The 19,774-nt window shown below is 57.7% G+C and carries 14 protein-coding genes; 9 read left to right on the forward strand and 5 right to left on the reverse strand.

Annotated features, from left to right (window positions below; all coding sequences use genetic code 11):
- Positions 1–18 precede the first annotated feature (18 nt).
- The 6 genes from G538_RS16600 (at position 19) to G538_RS17545 (ending at position 12,504) form a co-directional block, all read left to right on the forward strand.
- Positions 19–1,614: a sugar ABC transporter ATP-binding protein gene (locus tag G538_RS16600; protein ID WP_084618392.1), complete on the forward strand. Its 1,596-nt coding sequence runs from the start codon at positions 19–21 to the stop codon at positions 1,612–1,614.
- Positions 1,611–2,723: an ABC transporter permease gene (locus G538_RS16605; protein WP_084618394.1), complete on the forward strand. Its 1,113-nt coding sequence runs from the start codon at positions 1,611–1,613 to the stop codon at positions 2,721–2,723. Before G538_RS16600 ends, G538_RS16605 begins: the two co-directional genes overlap by 4 nt.
- The gene (locus tag G538_RS0112020; protein ID WP_029069508.1) at positions 2,720–3,793 is read left to right on the forward strand and encodes an ABC transporter permease subunit; all 1,074 of its coding nucleotides are present in this window, start codon (positions 2,720–2,722) and stop codon (positions 3,791–3,793) included. Before G538_RS16605 ends, G538_RS0112020 begins: the two co-directional genes overlap by 4 nt.
- A 227-nt stretch (positions 3,794–4,020) precedes the next feature.
- Positions 4,021–8,649 carry an alpha-L-arabinofuranosidase C-terminal domain-containing protein gene (locus tag G538_RS17535; protein WP_169514123.1) on the forward strand — a complete coding sequence of 1,543 codons (4,629 nt, stop codon included), beginning with the start codon at positions 4,021–4,023 and terminating at the stop codon, positions 8,647–8,649.
- A gap of 75 nt (positions 8,650–8,724) precedes the next feature.
- Positions 8,725–11,004, forward strand: coding sequence for an OmpL47-type beta-barrel domain-containing protein (locus tag G538_RS17540; RefSeq protein WP_029069509.1), 2,280 nt, complete (start codon positions 8,725–8,727; stop codon positions 11,002–11,004).
- Between the two features lie 216 nt (positions 11,005–11,220).
- Entirely contained in the window at positions 11,221–12,504 is a 1,284-nt protein-coding gene (locus G538_RS17545; RefSeq protein ID WP_029069510.1) for a peptidoglycan DD-metalloendopeptidase family protein, read from the forward strand.
- 164 nt (positions 12,505–12,668) lie between these two features.
- Here the strand turns inward: G538_RS17545 and G538_RS0112040 are convergent, their stop codons facing one another.
- Together G538_RS0112040 and G538_RS17550 are read right to left on the reverse strand one after the other, a co-directional pair.
- The gene (locus G538_RS0112040) at positions 12,669–12,935 is read right to left on the reverse strand and encodes a GlsB/YeaQ/YmgE family stress response membrane protein (RefSeq protein ID WP_029069511.1); all 267 of its coding nucleotides are present in this window, start codon (positions 12,933–12,935) and stop codon (positions 12,669–12,671) included.
- 110 nt (positions 12,936–13,045) lie between these two features.
- Positions 13,046–14,611 carry a heparan-alpha-glucosaminide N-acetyltransferase domain-containing protein gene (locus G538_RS17550; protein WP_051197100.1) on the reverse strand — a complete coding sequence of 522 codons (1,566 nt, stop codon included), beginning with the start codon at positions 14,609–14,611 and terminating at the stop codon, positions 13,046–13,048.
- 146 nt (positions 14,612–14,757) lie between these two features.
- Between G538_RS17550 and G538_RS0112050 the strand changes: the two genes are divergently transcribed.
- The 3 genes from G538_RS0112050 to G538_RS0112060 all read left to right on the forward strand — a co-directional run bounded on the left by G538_RS0112050 (position 14,758) and on the right by G538_RS0112060 (position 18,040).
- Complete coding sequence (locus G538_RS0112050) at positions 14,758–15,183, forward strand: organic hydroperoxide resistance protein (RefSeq protein ID WP_029069512.1); 426 nt, start codon at positions 14,758–14,760, stop codon at positions 15,181–15,183.
- Between the two features lie 197 nt (positions 15,184–15,380).
- Positions 15,381–17,585, forward strand: a complete 2,205-nt coding sequence (locus G538_RS16630) for an MMPL family transporter (protein ID WP_084618397.1) — start codon at positions 15,381–15,383, stop codon at positions 17,583–17,585.
- Complete coding sequence (locus G538_RS0112060) at positions 17,582–18,040, forward strand: pyrimidine dimer DNA glycosylase/endonuclease V (RefSeq protein WP_029069513.1); 459 nt, start codon at positions 17,582–17,584, stop codon at positions 18,038–18,040. Before G538_RS16630 ends, G538_RS0112060 begins: the two co-directional genes overlap by 4 nt.
- A gap of 167 nt (positions 18,041–18,207) precedes the next feature.
- On the opposite strand, the gene G538_RS0112065 is transcribed toward G538_RS0112060, so the two are convergent.
- From G538_RS0112065 to G538_RS0112075, 3 genes are read right to left on the reverse strand one after another with little or no spacing between them, the layout of a single operon-like run.
- Positions 18,208–19,068: a prenyltransferase gene (locus G538_RS0112065; RefSeq protein ID WP_029069514.1), complete on the reverse strand. Its 861-nt coding sequence runs from the start codon at positions 19,066–19,068 to the stop codon at positions 18,208–18,210.
- On the reverse strand, positions 19,065–19,451 hold the full coding sequence (locus G538_RS16635; protein WP_051197102.1) for a lycopene cyclase domain-containing protein: 387 nt from the start codon (positions 19,449–19,451) through the stop codon (positions 19,065–19,067). The genes G538_RS0112065 and G538_RS16635 overlap by 4 nt, the downstream gene beginning before the upstream one ends.
- Positions 19,448–19,774, reverse strand: a complete 327-nt coding sequence (locus G538_RS0112075; protein WP_029069515.1) for a lycopene cyclase domain-containing protein — start codon at positions 19,772–19,774, stop codon at positions 19,448–19,450. Before G538_RS0112075 ends, G538_RS16635 begins: the two co-directional genes overlap by 4 nt.

The following is a 19,774-nucleotide window of genomic DNA, read 5'->3' on the forward strand; positions in this document are numbered from 1 at the left end:
CGTAGAAAGAAGGCGTGCATGTCGCACCCATCAGGCCACGCCCCGGTTGTTGAAATGACCGGGATTACCATCGAATTTCCTGGAGTCAAAGCACTCGATTCCGTGAGTTTCCGCCTCTTCCCCGGCGAGGTGCACGCACTCATGGGAGAAAATGGGGCCGGAAAATCCACACTTATTAAAGCCCTCACGGGGGTGTATCAAATAGCTGCTGGCACTGTGAACATTGACGGTAAAGCAGTGCGAATCACCGGTACAGATGCCGCACAAAAAGCGGGGATCTCCACGGTCTATCAGGAAGTTAACCTGTGCGGGAACCTCTCGGTTGCGGAAAACATCATGCTGGGGCACGAACCCCGGTTTGGGCCATTCATTTCCTGGCGTGCGCTGAAAGCGCAGGCGGCCACGTTCCTTGCCCGGTTGCATTTGGACATCGACCCATCCAGCAAACTCTCTGAACATTCCATTGCTGTTCAGCAGTTGTGCGCCATCGCGCGTTCCACCGTTGTGCAAGCAAAAGTGTTGATCTTGGATGAGCCAACGTCCAGCCTTCAACAAGCAGAAGTTGACGAGCTTTTCGCTGTGATCCGTGAGTTACGTGACCAAGGGGTTGCTATCTTGTTCGTGTCACACTTTTTGGATCAGATTTACGAGATCTCCGACCGTATTACCGTGTTGCGTAACGGCTCATTCATTGGTGAATACATGGTCAGTGACCTGCCTCGACTGCAGCTCATCGAGAAGATGATTGGGCGTTCAGGGGCGGAACTCGAAAAGATTGACAAAACCTCTGAGCGGCGTGATCCGCAACAGGATGCGACGCCTATTTATCAGGCTGCGGGGTTAGGGAAATTCGGGAAAGTCGAGAACGTTGACATCACCGTCCACCCTGGAGAGATCGTGGGGCTTGCTGGGCTCCTTGGGTCTGGTCGTACCGAAACAGCGCGACTTATGGCTGGCGTTGACCGCCCAGAACACGGTGAAACAAGCCTGCGTGGGAAACCAACCCCCATCAATGACCCGAAAACTGCGCTCAAGAACAACATCGTGTACTCCTCTGAGGACCGCAAAAAAGAAGGCATCATTGGGGACCTCACTGTTCGGGAGAATATTGCCCTGGCGCTGCAGTCCTTGCGAGGAGTGTGGCGGCCCATCCCCAAAGCTGAACTCGACACCATCGTTGAGCGCTATCTCACCGCTTTACGCATTTACCCAGCGAACCCGAACATGCTGATTCGTAACCTCTCAGGTGGAAATCAGCAGAAGGTTTTGCTCGCACGGTGGTTAGCTACCCAACCTGAACTGTTGATTCTTGATGAACCGACCCGTGGCATCGACATTGGTGCGAAAGCTGATATTCAACGGCTTGTTGTTGAACAAGCTCGTGAGGGAATGGGCTTTGTGTTTATTTCCTCGGAGTTTGAAGAGGTGCTGCGGGTGTCAGACCGGGTGCTGATTTTCAAAGATCGTGTCATCACCGATGATCTGGATAACGCTGAGCACACGTTGACCTCAACCGACATTCTCCACGCGATCGCCGCACTGACCGACGCGAAACCCCGCGACGCCGCTCAGCCAGCGACTCACGCGACCGTGACCAAGGAGCACAACGCATGACTACCTCACCTGTGCAACGGATTGTCGGTGCCGTGTGGCACCACCGCCTTTTTTGGCCCGTTGTTGCTTTGATTGTTTTATTGCTCGCATGCCAGATCAATAGCCCAGGCTTTTTGTCTATTGATGTGCGTAATGGTGCGCTCTTTGGTCAACCGATCGATATTTTGCGTACTGCTGCCACCCCGCTGCTGCTTGCCCTTGGGATGGCGCTTGTCATCGCCACCGCTGGTATTGACTTGTCCGTTGGTGCGGTGATGGCCATCAGCCTGGCCGTGTCACTGACTTACCTTCAGGGCAGTGCCAGCGCAGGCGAAGTCCCCACTGTGATGGCTGCGGTGGCGTTGGGTATTGGCGTGGCTTTGCTGTGCGGAATGTTCAATGGATTCCTTGTGTCAGTGTTGGGGATTCAACCTTTTATCGCCACCATGATCCTGATGGTGGCGGGCCGCGGTATCGCCATGCTCATCACACAAGCGCAAATCACCACGGTGACATCGGCGCCCTTTAAATTTATTGGGTCTGGTTCAGTGTTTGGTTTACCTACCCCGGTGGTTATTGCCGCGGTGGTGTTTGTCATTGTGGCGGTCATCGTTCGCCGAACCGCATTAGGCATGATGCTGGAGTCCATCGGGATTAACCGCGAAGCGTCGCGCTTAGCTGGTGTGAACTCACGCGGTATTACGTGGTTTGCCTACGCGCTTGCCGGTGTACTTGCCGGGTTGGCGGGCATCGTCTATGGGGCTCCAACAATGGCGGCAGACGCCAACAATATTGGCCTCATGAAAGAAATGGACGCCATTATGTGTGTCGTCCTGGGCGGCACATTGTTGTCAGGTGGAAAGTTCTACCTTTCGGGGACCGTCATTGGGGCTTTGATCCTGACCACCATTGAACGTGCTGTCATCATTTTCCACCTCCCTTCCCAGATCACACCGCTCTTTAAGGCAATTGTCATCATCGCGGTATGTATCGCACAGTCACCCGAGTTACGCACCTGGCTGCATAAAGCGGGCGGGCGCATGCGGACTAAAACACCCCCCTCTGCGCCATCAACCACCGCATCAACCAGCTCTGCTGATGACCCACGCAAGGAGGTGGCTGTCTCATGACCGCACCAACAGTGACCACAACCCCTGCACCACAGGGTGCTGGTTCCCCGCAGCGATCCTGGGGTGATCGTGCCGCGAAGCTCTGGCATCGCATGACAACACCCTCCACCTTGCCGCTCATGGGCACCCTCGTCACGTTGATCCTCATGCTGGTTATTGGGCAGATGCGTTACTCCACTGAGCGGCGTGACTTTGTATCCATCAAACTGTTCTCCAACCTGTTTGTTGATAACTCATATCTGCTTGTGCTCGCGGTGGGGATGACGTTTGTTATTCTCACTGGCGGTATTGACCTGTCCGTAGGGGCGGTTGTTGCCCTGGTTGGTTTGGTTATTGCCACCCTGCTCCCTACGGGGTTGCCGCTGGTGATTGTGCTGCCGTTGGCTGTGGGAATTGGCTCTCTGTTTGGGTTCATGATCGGGGTGATGGTTCATTACTTCTCCATCCAACCCTTCATAGCCTCACTGGCTGCCATGTTCTTGGCCCGCGGGTTAGCGAACGTGGTGTCTGTGCAGTCGGTGGGTATCGATCACGATGGGTTTTCTGCGCTTGCTGGGTGGTCGTTGAAGTTTGGTGAAGGCCGCGACATTTGGAAAATCAACTCCTCGATGCTCGTGGCAGTTGCCGTGCTCGCCGTGGCGTACCTGTTGCTGCATCACACCCGCTTTGGTCGCACCGTGTATGGGGTGGGGGTAGGTGACCGTGGCAACGCCATCCAACTGATGGGGTTGAACGCTGGGCGCACCACACTGTGGGTGTACGTGATTTCCGGAACCTGTGCGGGTATCAGCGGAGTGCTGTTCGCCTTTTACACAAAGTCCGGTTTTAACCTCACCGGAATCGGCATGGAACTTGATGCCATTGCCGCTGTAGTCATCGGTGGGACTGTGTTGACCGGGGGAGCTGGCTACGTGCTAGGCACGTTCCTTGGGGTCACTGTGTATGGCCTGATCCAGGTCATGATCGCCCGTGAGGGGTTGGATTCCTGGTGGACGAAGGTGTTCATCGGAGTGGTACTCCTCGCGTTTGTTCTGTTGCAGCGCGCGATTGCGCGCAAGAAAGTGAGGTGAGCGGTTCACGACCGTGAAGTTACGTGCCCTCACCGGCCGAAGCGGCAACTTGGGGTCCGGTGAGGGGCACGCTAACGGGGCCATTGGCACCCGTTTTGCTCTCCGAAATTTGAGGAGGAGAGGCACTGTGATTTTCTCATGGTGCCTGAAGTTCCGTCACTCTCCTCACACTGAACAATGAGGTTGAGTGCGTCACGTCCACGACATACATGATGGAAGGCACGTGCATGAGAGTACATCGCAGGGGGCAAGCACGTCAGGCTGCCCGAACTACGGCAATAACGCTGGTGGCAGCACTATCTGCCACCCTTCTCGCAACACTTCCCACCCAAGCAAACATGATGCGCAACACCCCGGACGCCAGTGTCCCGGTTGTTGACGATTTCGACGCTGACCTGTCCTCACAGTGGCAGATCCTGAACGAAGACACCTCAAAGTGGGCGGTAGACACAGCAGAGTCACGCCTCACGATCAATGCACCACGCGGAGATACTTACCAAAGCGACAACACGGCAAAGAACATTTTTGTCATGGATGTCCCGGCTGGGGATTTCACCGCCGTCACTGAGGTATCCGCGCAGGTTGCAACCGTGTACCAAGGTGCCGGGTTGATTGCCATGGGCGACTTGGACAACTATGTTCGCACCGGTCTCACGTTCGTTGGTGGCCTCACGCCCAGCGGCATCGCGGTGGAAACCGATGTGGAGACAGCCGCCGTTTTTAGTGCAGCTGACTTTGAGGACCGCCCCAACTCTGCTTCAGAAACCCTGAGAATTCAACGCTCAGGGGACACTCTCACCAGCAGTTTGTGGGCAGACACCCAGTGGCAAACACTGCACACCCAAGCGGTCACTTTTGATGTCACCCAGGTCGGGTTGTACGCACTGGGCGCACAAGACGGCACAGAACTGGCCGCATCATTTGACTACTTCGCTCTTGAAACAGCTCCGCCGGGGTCGGTGAACCCGCCAGACGCGTTCACCCTGGCGCCCACGACCGGTGGGCGTCTCACTGTCACTGACAGCGGGCTGCGTGTCACCTCGGAACCGGGGGCGGCATCGGCAATTATTACCGTCGATGCGCGTGACGGCGATACGTTCACCGCAACAGTTGCCGACCAACACATCGTGGTCACCGACAACACCCTGACCCTGTCCGGACAGGGCACACCACAACCGCTGACCCTTCACGATGCTGGTGGGGGAACGGTCACCCTGTGTACCAGTGACACCGACTGTGTCACTGCTGGTGACGGTGCTGTTCTCACGTTAGGGGACAGGGACGGTGCTGCGCGGTTCGCCGTGAACTCGGTGACGTTCGCTGAAGATTCCCTCCTCACCATCGACGGTGACGACACCCTCATCGAAACATCACCAGACCTGTACGGCCTGTTCTACGAAGACATCAACTACGCCGCAGATGGCGGGTTATATGCCGAGCTCATCCGCAACCGGTCCTTTGAATTCACCACCGCAGACAACGCATCGTTCAACGCACTCACAGCATGGCAAAAAGTCACCGCAGGTGACACCGCTGCCGGGGACATCACCGTGGTCAACGATGACGGGCGGCTCAACGACTCTAACCGCAACTACCTGACCATTAACGCTGCCGGGCCCGGCGCTGGTATCCGCAACATCGGATACAACACTGGGATCACCCTCATCAAGGGGGACACCTACGACTTCTCAGTGTGGGCGCGCAGCGACACCGCGCAAAACCTGAACGTCACCGTCACCGACGCGTCAGGGGACACCACCGCAGCAACAGGGACACTGACCGTCCCAGGGGACAACACTTGGGCGCAGCACACCGTGACCCTCACCGCGACCAGTGACACCACCACAGGGCGCCTCAACGTCACCACCAGCGCAGCAGGCACACTGGCCCTCGACATGGTGTCACTCTTCCCTACAGACACCTGGGAAGGGCCGGTCAACGGAAAATCTGTGCTCCGTAAAGACCTCGCCGAGAAGCTCGACGCCATGAACCCGCAGTTCCTGCGGTTCCCTGGCGGCTGTGTCACCAACGTCGGGACCTTCAAAAGCTACGAAGAGTCCGGCTACACCGACCGCAAACGCACCTACCAGTGGAAAGAAACCATTGGGCCCGTTGAAGAACGCGCCACCAACTGGAATTTCTGGGGTTACAACCAGTCCTACGGAATTGGGTACCTCGAATACTTCCTCCTCGCCGAAGACCTCGGCGCATTTGCCCTGCCCGTTGTGTCAGTGGGGGCAAACGGGTGCGGCTCGACCATCCCCGAGATGACCGACCCACAAATGATCGACCGGTGGGTCAACGACACCCTTGACCTCATCGAATTTGCCACCGGCCCAACAGACAGCACCTGGGGTGCGATCCGCGCGGAACTCGGCCACCCTGAGCCCTTCGACATGCCCTACATTGGGCTCGGCAACGAAGAAAACACCAAAACCTTCGAGGCGAACTTCCCCACGTTCCGTGACGCCATCGAAGAACGATTCCCAGACATCACCATCATTTCCAACTCCGGGCCTGATGACGCCGGTACCCGATTTGATGAACTGTGGGACTTCAACCGCGAACAAGGCGTCGCGATGGTTGATGAACACTACTACAACGACCCAGGGTGGTTCTTGTCCAACCACAACAGGTACGACACCTACGACCGCGAAGGCCCAGCAGTATTTCTTGGTGAATACGCTTCACGGGGCAACACCATGTTTAACGCTGTCGCTGAAGCGTCCTACATGATCGCGCTGGAACGTAACTCAGACATCGTCAAACTTGCCTCCTACGCGCCACTGTTCGCCAACGAAGACCACGTCCAATGGTCACCAGACGCCATCTGGTTCAACAACCACCAATCATGGGTGACCCCAAACTACTGGGTGCAAAAAATGTTCGCCGACAACCACGGCGACGCCATTGTTCCATCCACCCAATCAGGTGGGCACATCCCAGAAACACCCATCAACGGTGGAATTTTCCTGTCCACCTGGAAAACCGCTGCAACCTACGACAACATCACCGTCACCGGTGATGACGGCACCAACCTCTTCACCGAAGACTTCACCGACGCTTCCGCGTGGCGCCCAGTCACCGGAACGTGGGCGCTCGCTGACGGTGGGTACCGGCAATCCGATGCAACTGTTGAAGATGCCCGAGCCATCATTACTGACGCTTACTCCAAAGATTGGGACAACTACACCCTTGAGGTGGAAGCAACCAAAGAATCAGGTGACGAAGGGTTCCTTATTGGGTTTGGTGCAACAGCATCAGATGAGTACTTCTGGTGGAACCTTGGCGGGTGGAACAACACCCGTTCAGTGTTGGAGAAAGCCCAAGGTGGGCGTTCTGGTGAGGTGAAAGCCAAAGAAGGCGTTTCACTGGAAACCGGGAAAACCTACACCCTGCGTATTGAGGTCTCTGAACGCACCGTCAAGCTGTACCTCGATGGGGAACTGCACCTGGAATACAGTGACACGGCCCAAACCCAAGAACTGTTCTCCGGGGTGTCACGGGACACGGACACTGGTGACCTGGTGGTGAAGTTGGTGAACACTTCCAACGCCCACCACACCACAACCGTGCAGGTCAACGACGTCACAGTGGGGGACAACGCCACAGTGACAACACTTGCCGGAGACCGTGGGGCGGTGAACACCAAAGCCACACCGGATAACGTGGCACCGGTTACCACCACGCGTAATGATGTTGGTAACGAGTTCACGGCAGCGTTGGACCCCTACTCGGTGACGTTCATCAGGTTAGAAACCCAAGATTCCACCCCACCCGCCATCGACCTAGCGGAACTCCCACAACCCGTCGGTAACGGATGGTACGCACCACCACTGGAGATCACCGCAACAGCCAGTGATATCCGCGGCGTGGACCGCATCGAATGGCGGGTGGACAACGGTGAGTGGGTGACCGGCAAACAGGGCAACGACACCATTACTGCGACGGTCAGTGATCACGGTCAGCACACCGTGGCATTCCGGGCTTTTGATAAGGCTGGTAATGAGTCAGACCTGCGGGACATCACCGTGAACGTGGATGCCCGCGCCCCACTGTCGCGGGCTGACATCAACCCTGAAACCCGGGTCGTCACAATGCGTGCCGTTGATGAGGAATCAGGGTTAGCTGGCATCACCTACCGGGTCGATGACGGGCAATGGGCGCAGTACAACGAGCCCGTGACCCTCGCAGCGGCAGCGCAAACCATCACCTGGTTTGCCACCGATAAGGCAGGGAACAAAGAGGACGCCACCACCATGGAGGTCGCTCCACCAGATGCCCCAACAGCACCCTCACAGGTGAAGGTCACCGCGAAAGACACACGGATAACTGCCGGTAAAGATGCCCGCCTCGCCGTGAAAGTCACCTCACAGGCAGCAATCAGTGGAACAGTGACTGCCAGCGTGGGGGACACCCCCCTCGCCTCGGCTCCCCTCAAAAAGGGCACCGCAACACTGAAACTGAGCCACCTGCCCGTGGGGCGCCACACCATTACCGTGGCCTACTCCGGAAACGACGTCACAGCACCGTCCACCTCAACGCTGACTATCACGGTCACCGCGAAAAAGACCTCGCTGAGCGTCAAACCAAAACACAAAGCGATCCGTGCAGGCAAACCCCAAGACATCCGCGTTAAAGCGCCAAAGAACGCTAGCGGAGACGTCACTGTCACCGTCAAACGGGGAAAGAAAAACGTCTACACAGTCGCCGCGACCCTCCACAAGGGGAAAGTCACCGTTGAACTTCCCCGCTCAGCCACAGCGTCGTCCGGGAAGTACACCGTAACTGTCACCTACCCCGGTGACAGCGTGTACGCCCCAGCTGACGCTCAAGGCGCCTTCACCGTGCGATAGCACCAACCGGTGGGGCCGGGAACACCGGCCCCACCCACCCCACAACCCACATATCCCCACGCACAGGAGGACCCCATGGTCTCACCAGCGACACGGACGGTAGCCACAACAGCAACGATGCTCCTCACGGCCGCCCTCTGGATAACCCCCGCTGCCCAAGCAGCCCCAACCACAGCAGCCGCACCGGCAGCAAGCATCCCAGACCTACAAGTCACCGTCATCGACGATGACCAACCCACCCCAGCCCCAACCGACCTAGCCGCATACTTTTTCCCCTACTTCACCGGCGAAGTAGCAAACGGAGAAAAAGTGTACTTTGCAGCCTCACAAGGGAACAACGCCCTCGCCTGGGACGAACTCAACGACGGCAAACCAGTCCTCGAATCCACCTTTGGTGAACAAGGCGTCCGCGACCCCTTTATCATCCGATCAGCAGACGGAAACAAGTTCTTCCTCCTTGCCACCGACCTGAAAATCTACCCCAACAATTCCTTCGCCACCGCCCAACAAAGCGGTTCACGACACCTGGAAATCTGGGAATCCGAGGACCTCATCACCTGGTCCAACCAGCGGCACGTTAAAGTCTCCACCGACTACGCCGGCAACACCTGGGCGCCCGAAGCGTACTGGGACGAAGCATCACACCAATACGTTGTGTACTGGGCATCAGCGCTTTACCCCACCACCAACACCGCTGGGCGCGACATTCGCACCACGTACCAAAAAATGATGTACGTCACCACCACAGACTTCGTTGAATTCAGCGAACCCACCGTCTGGGTGGACGTATCACGCGGGTCAGGGCTCGGCATGATCGACTCCACCGTCATCAAAGACGGCGACTACTTCTACCGCTTCACCAAAGACGAGCGATACATGATCCCCAGGCTGGAACGTTCCACCAGCCTGCTGAACACCATCACCGGGACACTGCCAACCACCACCGCAGACCCCACCAGCGGGTGGCAACTCATCACCGAAAAAGTAGGCCACGGCCTCGCCAACCAATGGGGCGGAACCTTCACCGCAGGAGAAGGCCCAACCATCGTCAAAGCAAACCCCGGCGACACCTCAGCACCCCAAGACGACACCTGGTTTCTCTTCATCGACCAACCCTCCTATCACGGCGGGCGCGGGTACGTTCCCTTCGCCACTCACAACCTCGCCGACCCCAACGGGTGGTACTCCGTAGCAGCAGACTCAGACCTGCCCACCTCACCGCGGCACGGCACCGTCCTACCCATCACCCAAGAAGAATACGAACGAGTCCTCCACGCCTACCAACCCGACCTCCTCGTCGACACCATCGCCGACCAACAAGTCACCACACCCCAAGGCACACCAGCAACACTCCCCACAACCGTGGCTGTGACCTACGCCGATGGAACAAAGCGCACGCAGCCAGTAATGTGGCCCCAACTACCCACCAACTACGCCGATGCCCCCGGTGAATTTGTCCTGCGCACCGTACCCATACCTGGCTCCAGCGTGCGTGCCGAACTACGCATCCTCGTCACAGACGCTGACGCACCCAGCATCACCACACTCACCACCCCCTCACAGCCCGACGGTGCAAACGACTGGTACACCACCACCCCAACAGTGCAAGTCACCGCAACAGATGACACCGGTGTGCAGTGGATCGAAACCTCACTCAACGACGGGCAATGGGTGCGCCACACTGGCGACACCGCAGAAGTTAAACTCCCCGATGGGCGACCCACACTGCGCATTCGTGCTGCAGACGTGTTCGGCACCATCAGCACACCCGTCACACTCAACGCCACCGTTGACACAGAGGCACCGCTATCACGAGCGTTCGTCACCACCGGGGAACGCGCCGTCACCATTGATGCGCGCGACGCAGCATCGGGAATAGACAAAGTGCAATACCGGGTGCCAGGTGGGCAATGGAAAACCTACACCGAGGCCGTCAACGTGCCAGATGACGCGAGACGCCTCGAATACCGCGCGGTAGACCGGGCAGGGAACATCGAACCCACCCACACAGTAACCGTGGCCCCCGCAACACCAGTAGAAAAATCTGTGTCAACCACCCGCGCCACCCTCACCCCAAAGAAAACAACAATCGGTGGGAAAGACGTCACCGTCAACGTTGTAGTGTCCTCACCAGGGATGGTGACAGGCACCGCGAAGATTGTGGTGCTGCGCGGTTCACAACAGGTCGCCACCCACCTCGTTGATGTTCATGGCGGAACAGGAAAAGCGGTGATCAACAATGATGACCTCACCAAAGCAGGTACCTACACGGTGCGTACTGAGTACCTTGGTTCAGCCACAGTGCTTGGATCAGTAGCCAAAGCTGCAACCTTGACGGTTACCGCACGGCGGTAATCCTCACAGCAACACACCACTCACACAACACCACAGCCAGCATGGGTAGCAGTGCCCATGCTGGCTGTGGCTGTTTTACAACACAACACATCCCCCCTGCTCAACGCCACAACCACCCCACCACACAGATGTTCACCCCACCCGCCCCTAGCGCCCACCCACTGTTGACGGCACAGTTTTGCTTAAGGGTCACCAGCCACTGCCGACGGGGGAAGCATGGGCGAGACACAGCACGACACAAACCACAGCCACGCGCCAAGCGCGAGACACCACACAACCATCACCCGCCGAATGCGCCAAGCGCTCGCAGTTGGGACCGCAACTGTTTTGGGCATCCTTGGGGCAACGGTGCCCGCGCATGCGACAGCACCTGCACCAGTACAGAACGTCATCACAGCGAAAACGCAAAAGTTCGCGTACCCACTTAAGGCGAAGAGTTACCGAATTTCCTCAAAATTCGGTGCACGCTGTATTCCGGTACGTGGCGGCTCAACAATGCACCTCGGTGAAGACCTCGCAGCACCCAGTGACAGCAAGATTTATGCCATTGCCGATGGCACCGTGCGCTACACCGTCAACGGCACCTCACGTGCCGCCGGGTACATCGGGGTAGAACACAAAGTCAACGGACGCACCTACATCTCGGCATACGTTCACGTATGGAACGCCAAACGGTTCGTGAAAGTGGGAGACAAGGTCACTGCCGGGCAGAAAATTGGGCTGGTAGGTAACTCTGGTGCATCAACAGCTCCACACCTTCACCTTGAACTCTGGCGTGACGCCTTCCATGGCAAGGGAACAGCAATCAACCCAGTGACCTTCCTCAAGGAACGCGGGGTCGATGTTCGCGGAAAAGCGACCTCAGTGACTACTGCAAAAGCTCCAGCAACGTGTAGTTACTACACGGCGTTGTATTCGAGTTTGCGCACCGATCCTTCGTCAACCGCAAAAGCGCTGACAACGCTGAAGCCGAACTCAGTCGTTGTTCACAAGCCAGGGCAATCAAAGGCCGGGTTCATCCCCGTCACCGTCGATGGCCGCACTGGCTGGGTTGCCATGGGAACCGTGCAGCCACGGCGCGCTGCGGTACCTGCCATCAAAAAGACTGTGCGATACCACGCTGTTGTGAAGAAAACCGTGGTGCGTAGCAAAACCAGCAGTACATCGGCAAAAGTGAAAACCATTGCCACGGGCACGAAGGTCAAGGTTCTCGACGTCCGCAAAAACGGATGGGCAAAGGTGTCGGTTCAGGGGAAAACTGGGTGGGTTAAGCCTGGAACAGTCCGCCTCACAGACAAGCGGTATCGCGTAACAGCAGCGACGACGATGCGTAAAACAGCGTGGAGTAAAGGCGCTGCGGTCTCTACTTTGGCGTCGCGGAAAACCGTGAATATCCGCGGTGCGGAATCTGGGTGGACCTACGTGAGCGTTGGTGGGAAAGACGGATGGGTGCCTAGCTCCTCAGTCAAATACTTCACGGTCAGCCGCATGGTCAACTAAGTACTAACCTCGACAGGCCCTCTGTGGGCTTGAGTCCCGGAGAAGTTTCCTGCACACCAGAAGGGGTGCACATCCCCCTGGATGTGCACCCCTTCTGAGTCCCCTCAGCGGTGAGGCCGAGGGGGCTGATGGGCAACTAGCCCACCGTTGCGCTGTTCAGCGTGTTATGGCTTTTTACGACCGCTGATTGCGCCCCAGATCACGAGGACGAGGAGTGCACCAATAAAGGCCCACAACCAGGTCGCGAGGTCAAAGAAGGAGTCGTTGGTTTCGACTCCGAAGAGTGCACCGGCAAGCCACCCACCAAGGAGTGCTCCGACAACACCGATGACGAGTGTAATGACCCAGCCACCGCCTGCGCGGCCTGGAAGAACAGCTCGAGCGATCGCTCCCATAATTAATCCGATGAGGATCCAGCTGATAATGCTCATTGTCATTCCTTTCGTCTGAATGGCGTTTTGGCCACGTCAAAACTCTGACACGTCGGAATGGCATGTGCATGTTGAGCGTAAGCGGTTGCGAGATCTCTCCCTTGGGTGCACTATGCGCTCTTGCCCCCGTGGATGTCTGTGAGTTCGCTGGCATCAATCTGGGAGTTTCCCGCTAGATTTCCGCTGTTTTTGCTGTTCGCAAGGTCAGGGGCGGGAGTGCTACCAACTTTTTGCGGATTTGTCACGTGGTACAACTCCCCACCTCCTGTGGTGCGACGCACAATGATCGCCAACAACCATTCCAGTGGTCCGCGGGTGAAGAAGAACCGCCACACTGTTGCCGCGAACATGAACACCGCAACAGAACCGAGCCATGGTTTCCACGCGAAACCATCCGCGTTCATAGCCATGTCGCTGAGGAACCAGTAACTCACCACATGCGCGGTGTATGTAGTCAGTGACATGGACCCCATGGCAATGACTGGAAGTAGTGCGTAACGCACCGTCGAACCGATGAGAAGGAAAAAGCCGATCAGGGCAATAGCGAACCCGCCCGAGCCAATAACCTCATGAGGTGTTGCGGTGTGAGGTTCAGCAGTTGCCCAGTTCTCCAGCAGTGTGGCGACATGATCAATAGGTGTGCTTCGCTCAACCGGTTCAGCGCTGACATCATCAGTAACCTGTGACCAGCAGTTCACGTTGCGTTGGGCGCCAGCTCCGTAGTCGCTAACCTCATCCCAACACTCCAAACCTGACAGGTCGATTTCCGTGGCATTTTCTCCATTGAGGAGGAACTCGCCATCTTGAAGGTTGGCAGCTGCTATGGGGTCGGGGTAGGAACTGAGGTCTTTATTGCCCATGTCTTCGCTCGAGGAGTCGTCCTTGCTGGCCGTGTCCTTCTCGTAGAGCGAATCATCCTCAATGACCAGAGGCTCCCCAGAGAGCACAGAACTGATGGTGGCGGTTACGGGGACAGTGGCGTAACCCAGCAGGGCAAGTACTGCGCCAATCCCAATGAGGGACAGTTGGTTGCGCATGGATGTCAACGATGTTCGCCCGATGGCGAGGCCGATGAGAATGAACGGAATCCACGACAATGCCGGGTAGGAACTGTTGAACAGCAACTCGGGCATCGGAGGGGACATGGCAGCCCGCTCTGCAAGCAGAGGAAGAACGTAAGTAAGGAAAGGGCCAAGAACGCTGAACACGGCGGCCCACAAGATCAACCAACGGCGGCGCATTGTCAAAAAAGCGAGAGCAACAATAAAGAGCAGAGCGTATGTCTGCAAAATGACAGAGATCCCAGTGTTCATTGCGGCCAAGATACTGCCGAGCACAAAGATAAAGATTGCCCGAACGAGGATTTTGAAACGAGTCTGACTGAGTGCTTGTCCAGTGACAGGAGTGGTGCGCCCGGAGATAATCGCTAGCGAGACCCCAGCCAGCGTTGCAAAAAGAATGGAGGACCGGCCATTCACTAAACCACCCCAGGTGGAGGGTGAGGTGAGCTCCGGTGATGTCGACAGCATAAAGTGCGCTGCCATCATGCCCATCAAGGCGAACCCTCGAGCGAGGTCAATGCCGATCAAACGCGTCGAGCGCGTAGAGCCATCAGCGGATGCCCACCCCATGCGTTGAGCAATGGTGCGCCGTGTGGCTGTCAATGTACTGGTCACCTCCTGATCCTAAAGAGTTTGCTCCCCGTGGGACATCATCCTCAAAGGGGACTTTGTGGCCTGGTTGCATCATTCTGCGGGGGCGTAACGAGTCATATGGTGGCATGATCGAGACGTCATCAACCGATGCACGACGAGGAGGACATATGTCAGACCCCAAATACGTCACTAGTGCAACCTCATGGGGCGGTGGCCGTCAAGGTCGAGTCGCAACCCAGGACACCAAAATCGATGTCGAACTTTCTGTGCCAGCTGGACTAGGCGGAGACGACGGCCCAGGCACCAACCCCGAACAGCTCTTTGCTGCAGCGTGGGCTTCCTGTTTCCACGGAGCGGTGAAAGCTATTGCCCGCAGCAAAAAGGTCGACGTCGGAGAATCTGCTGTGACAGTCACCGTCGCACTCAACGGCGAGTTTGACTCAGGTTTCTTCTTCACTGTCACCATTGAAGGCGAGTTCCCTGGTGTCGACACTGCTACTGCGCAAGAACTCCTCGAAGCAGCGCACGAGAAGTGCCCCTACTCCCGGGTTACCCGCGGAAACGCTGAGGTTGACCTCAAAGTCGCCGGGTAGGTAGGCGTGTGGGCGCGGTGGGAAATGGCGTGCCCACTGTGGTGTCCTTGCGCCACGAAGTTCTGTCAAAGATCAACGAAAGGCTCGACCTGTCGGTCGAGCCTTTCGTGCGCTACAGTAGAACTAGTTAGCCAGACTAGATACTTGCCTGGCGAATAAAAACGTATGGCTTAGCCACTGCACCCAAGGGACACCTCATGACACCCCCAACACCCACCCGCCGTACCCCCAGATGGCGCACCCTGATAACTCCCCTGATCCTCGTCATTGTGTGGCTTGGTGCCGCAGCATTTGGTGGCCCACTCTTTGGCCGCGTCGAAGAAGTCTCCACCAACGACCAAACCCAGTTCCTTCCCTCCTCCGCTGGCGCTACCCGCGTGCAAGAAGAACTCAGCAGATTCCTTGGCGATGACACCATCCCAGCTATCGCACTCATCACCACAGCAAACGGTGAACCCCTCACTGGCCCAGACCTTGAAGCAATAACCACAGCAGTTGCACAAGCAGCCACAGACATCGGCGCGCTAGGTGAACCCAGCCCAGCGATACCCGCCGAAGACGGACTCGCAGCCCAAGCCTTCCTAGCCCTCGCCTCAGACGGCGAAACCGCAGAACAAGTCACCGAACTCAGCGACCACCTCACCGAAGCGCTCCCTGACAACCTTGAGGTCTACATCACCGGCCCTGCAGGGCTCACCGCCGACCTCTCCAGCGCCTTCGCTGGAATCGACGGCATCCTCCTCGCCGCAGCGCTACTGGCAGTCCTCATCATCTTGGTGATCGTCTACCGCTCACCCATCTTGCCCTTCGCAGTGCTCTTCACCTCAGTGTTCGCCCTCGCCGGGGCACTCGGAGTCGTTTTTGTCCTCGCGCAAGAAGGCGTCCTCCTGCTGTCCTCCCAAACCCAAGGGATCCTGTTCATCCTCGTTATTGGGGCCGCAACCGACTACGGACTGCTGTATACAGCTAGATTCCGGGAAGAACTGCGTAACTACGCTGACACTTATCAAGCCACTAAAGCGGCGCTCCGTGGTTCAGTAGAACCAATCCTCGCATCGGGCGGAACAGTCATCGCAGGATTGCTGTGCCTGCTGTTGTCAGACCTCGAATCCAACCGAATCCTCGCACCAGTCGCCGCAACCGGCATCGTGTTCTCAATGCTCGCAGCATTCACCCTGCTACCTGCCATCCTGATGCTGCTCGGGCGCGCAGCGTTCTGGCCCCGCCGCCCAGTAGTTGACGAAACCCACTCACCACTACCCACCAAGGGATTCTGGAAGCGCGTACCAGCGTTTGTTGAACGTCGCCCACGCCTCGTATGGGTGGCATCAACACTGATCTTGGTCGCAGGAAGCCTCGGAGTGTTCCAACTCAAAGCAGACGGGATTGCCTCCTCTGACCTCGTCATCGGGTACTCCCAAGCCCGCGAAGGTCAACAAAAACTCGCCGAACACTTCCCCGGCGGCACCGGCTCACCCACCTACGTGCTGACCCCAGCCAGCCAATCCGCCGAGATCACCGAAACCCTCAACGCAATCAACGGCATAGCCACAGTCGACGAACCAGCAGTCGACGGCGACGACGCCCTCATTTCCGTCACCCTCAACGACGCCTCAGACTCCACCGCAGCGCAAAGCACCGTGAACAACATTCGTGCAGCGATGCCAGAGGGAACCTACGTCGGAGGAAGCACCGCAACAGCAATCGACTCCAACGACGCATCCATCCGCGACCGCAACCTCATCATCCCCGTGGTGCTCGCCGTGATCGTCCTGATCCTCGGGCTGCTCCTGCGAGCAGTAGTTGCCCCACTGATGCTCATAGCCACCGTGGTCCTGTCCTTCGGCACCGCACTGGGAGTGTCCGCCTGGGTGTTCAACCACGTCTTCGACTTCCCCGGCGCAGAACCGGCCGTGCCACTCTTCGCCTTCGTGTTCCTCGTGGCACTAGGGATCGACTACAACATCTTCCTCATGACCCGAGTGCGCGAAGAAGTCATCAAACATGGCCTCCACGACGGCATTACCCGCGGCCTAGCCATCACAGGCGGGGTCATCACCTCAGCCGGAATTGTCCTAGCAGCAACCTTCATGGCACTAGCCGTTATCCCCGTGCTATTCCTCGTGCAAATTTCCTTCATCGTGGCATTCGGTGTCCTCCTCGACACCCTGCTCGTGCGCACCCTGCTTGTGCCAGCACTATCCCACGAACTTGGACGCGCACTGTGGTGGCCCAGCCGACTATCCCGCCCAGGGGCAGTAGACCCAACCCCATCAACAACGCAAGGCCCTGCTGGTCACCCAGCTCACGCATCGGACGCTGAGCCCAGTGTCAGCACCGACGCTGCTAGCCGTCCAGCTCACGCCGCCGGGGACACCACTCAACCAGGAGGAAACCAGTGAGAATTTGGAGCCTCGACCCCGCATACCTTGATCGCCAGGCCCTCATTGCTTGCTGGCGAGAAACCCTCCTTGCGCAGGCGGTCCTGCACGGCAACACCAAGGGCTACACAAACCACCCGCAACTGCACAGATTTAAGGAAGCTGAAGACCCCAAACAAGCGATTGTTGATTACCTTCACATCCTCGCTGATGAGGCAGATGCCCGCGGGTACAAATTCAACCGCACCCGGTTGCTGGGGGAGAGGTTACCTAACCCCGTGATCATGACCGTCACTGACGGGCAACTGCGCTACGAACTTGCCCACCTCATCAACAAACTCACAGCCCGCAGCCCACAGGTATTGGACAAGCTCCGGCTTGAGGAACCCACCCTCGAACTGGACACCTACCTACCGCGAACACATCGACTATTTACGATGATCCCAGGCGACGTAGAGCACTGGGAACGGGTCTAACTGCAGGTAACCGCAACTATCAGCGGGCGCTAGCGATGTTTGCTAGCGCCCGCTGTGCTGTGTACGCGCTGCGAATCACACATCCATATGCGCGTTGCGAAACCACGAATTCATCGCACGGTGTGAGGGCTCATGATGCGCGGTGGCCAAAGGAAGCGCTATTGGGGTCAGTCCAGAATGAACGTGCTGATCAGGATCACTTGGGTGATGTAGAAGCCAGCGAAAAGGTTCAGCCACATGAATCTGCGCCACCCGCGCCGGGTGTCTGTTGCGTGGGCGTCGTCAACGTTCCAATACATGATTGTTGATGCCACATAGAGCAGCGGCACGACCGCGCACACTTGCACGGCGGCGCTACCGCTTACCAGGAGGAGCACGGCTGACAGAAGGTACAGCACAACGGTGAACCGTGCTGTGAATTGCGCCCCAACCACTGTTGCAATGGAGCCGATGCCCCCCTCACGGTCCGCTTGAACGTCCTGAATCGCCCCGAAGGCGTGTGATGCCATGCCCCAGGCAAAGAAGGACGCTAAAACCCATCCGGTGACACCGCCTAGGGGTGCTCCGGTGACGACCGCACCAAAAAGCGCGGGTGAAACAAAGTGGTAGGACGAGGTGATGGAGTCGATGAAGGGGCGTTCTTTGAATCGCAGCCCGGCAAGTGAATACGCAACGACAGCGAAGCAGGAGGTGAGGAAAACGGCCCGGGCCGCCCATGAGGTTACCGCCAGGGTGTAGATCACGAACGGCGTGCAGGTGATGACGGTGGCGATTAGTGTTGCCCGGTGCATTGACCGGTCCAACACGATGCCTTCCATCCCGGTTTTCCTCGGGTTGCGTAGGTCGGATTCGTAGTCAAATACGTCGTTGATCCCGTACATGGCCAGGTTGTATGGGATGAGGAAAAACAGGGTGAGGATGCTGAAGAACACCCAGTCATTGCCGCCGGTGAGCAGGTAGGCGGCGGCGAATGGGTATGCGGTGTTGATCCAGGAAAACGGGCGGGATGTTGCGACGAGCTGTTTCACTGGGGTCCTTCGGCGGGTGGTGGGGAAGCATCGTTGGTGCCCTCTTGCGGGCTGGGACTGTGTCGCTCGCTGTTGCGCGCATCGAGTGCGAGCAGGAGGCAGGGGCCAGCGAGGCCGGCAGCTATAGGCCAACCGAGGTCTTCCAGCGGCGCATACCAGATGGTGATTCCTGACAGTTTGTTTTCGTCGTAGCGGAAGAGGTCGGCTGCGATCATCAGTGAATCGAAAATGATGGTAAGTACACACAGCACGATGATGCTCAGCGTCACAGCCACCCAAAACCGTGGTGGTACTGCCCCGCGGCGGGCCGCGTACTGGTAGGCCACGGCGGCGATGATCGCGGGGACAATCACGGTGATGAGGGCGAGAACGGGGTAGGTCATTGCTGGCCTTCGGTGCGGTTGAGGAGGCGCCACATCGCACCATATCCCACGAGGGAGAGGTGGGACAGGAACAGGATGAAGAATAGCTCTTCGATGGGGAAGTGCGGCGCAAGGTGAATGCCGATGAGTGCCGGTGATTCACCAATTCCGTACAGTTCGTAGGCGATCGCTAGCACATCGATGCTGATGAAAAGCACGGTGAGGATCGCGATGACAGTCAGGGCTGCGCGGGGCTTGTCCCACACCGCGAGGCGCCAGCGTGCGTCCATGAGGGCGATCCCCAGGTGTGAGAAGAGGATCGCCCCAAGGTACAGACCTGTCAT

Source organism: Jonesia quinghaiensis DSM 15701, from assembly GCF_000423205.1.
Classification (GTDB): domain Bacteria; phylum Actinomycetota; class Actinomycetes; order Actinomycetales; family Cellulomonadaceae; genus Jonesia; species Jonesia quinghaiensis.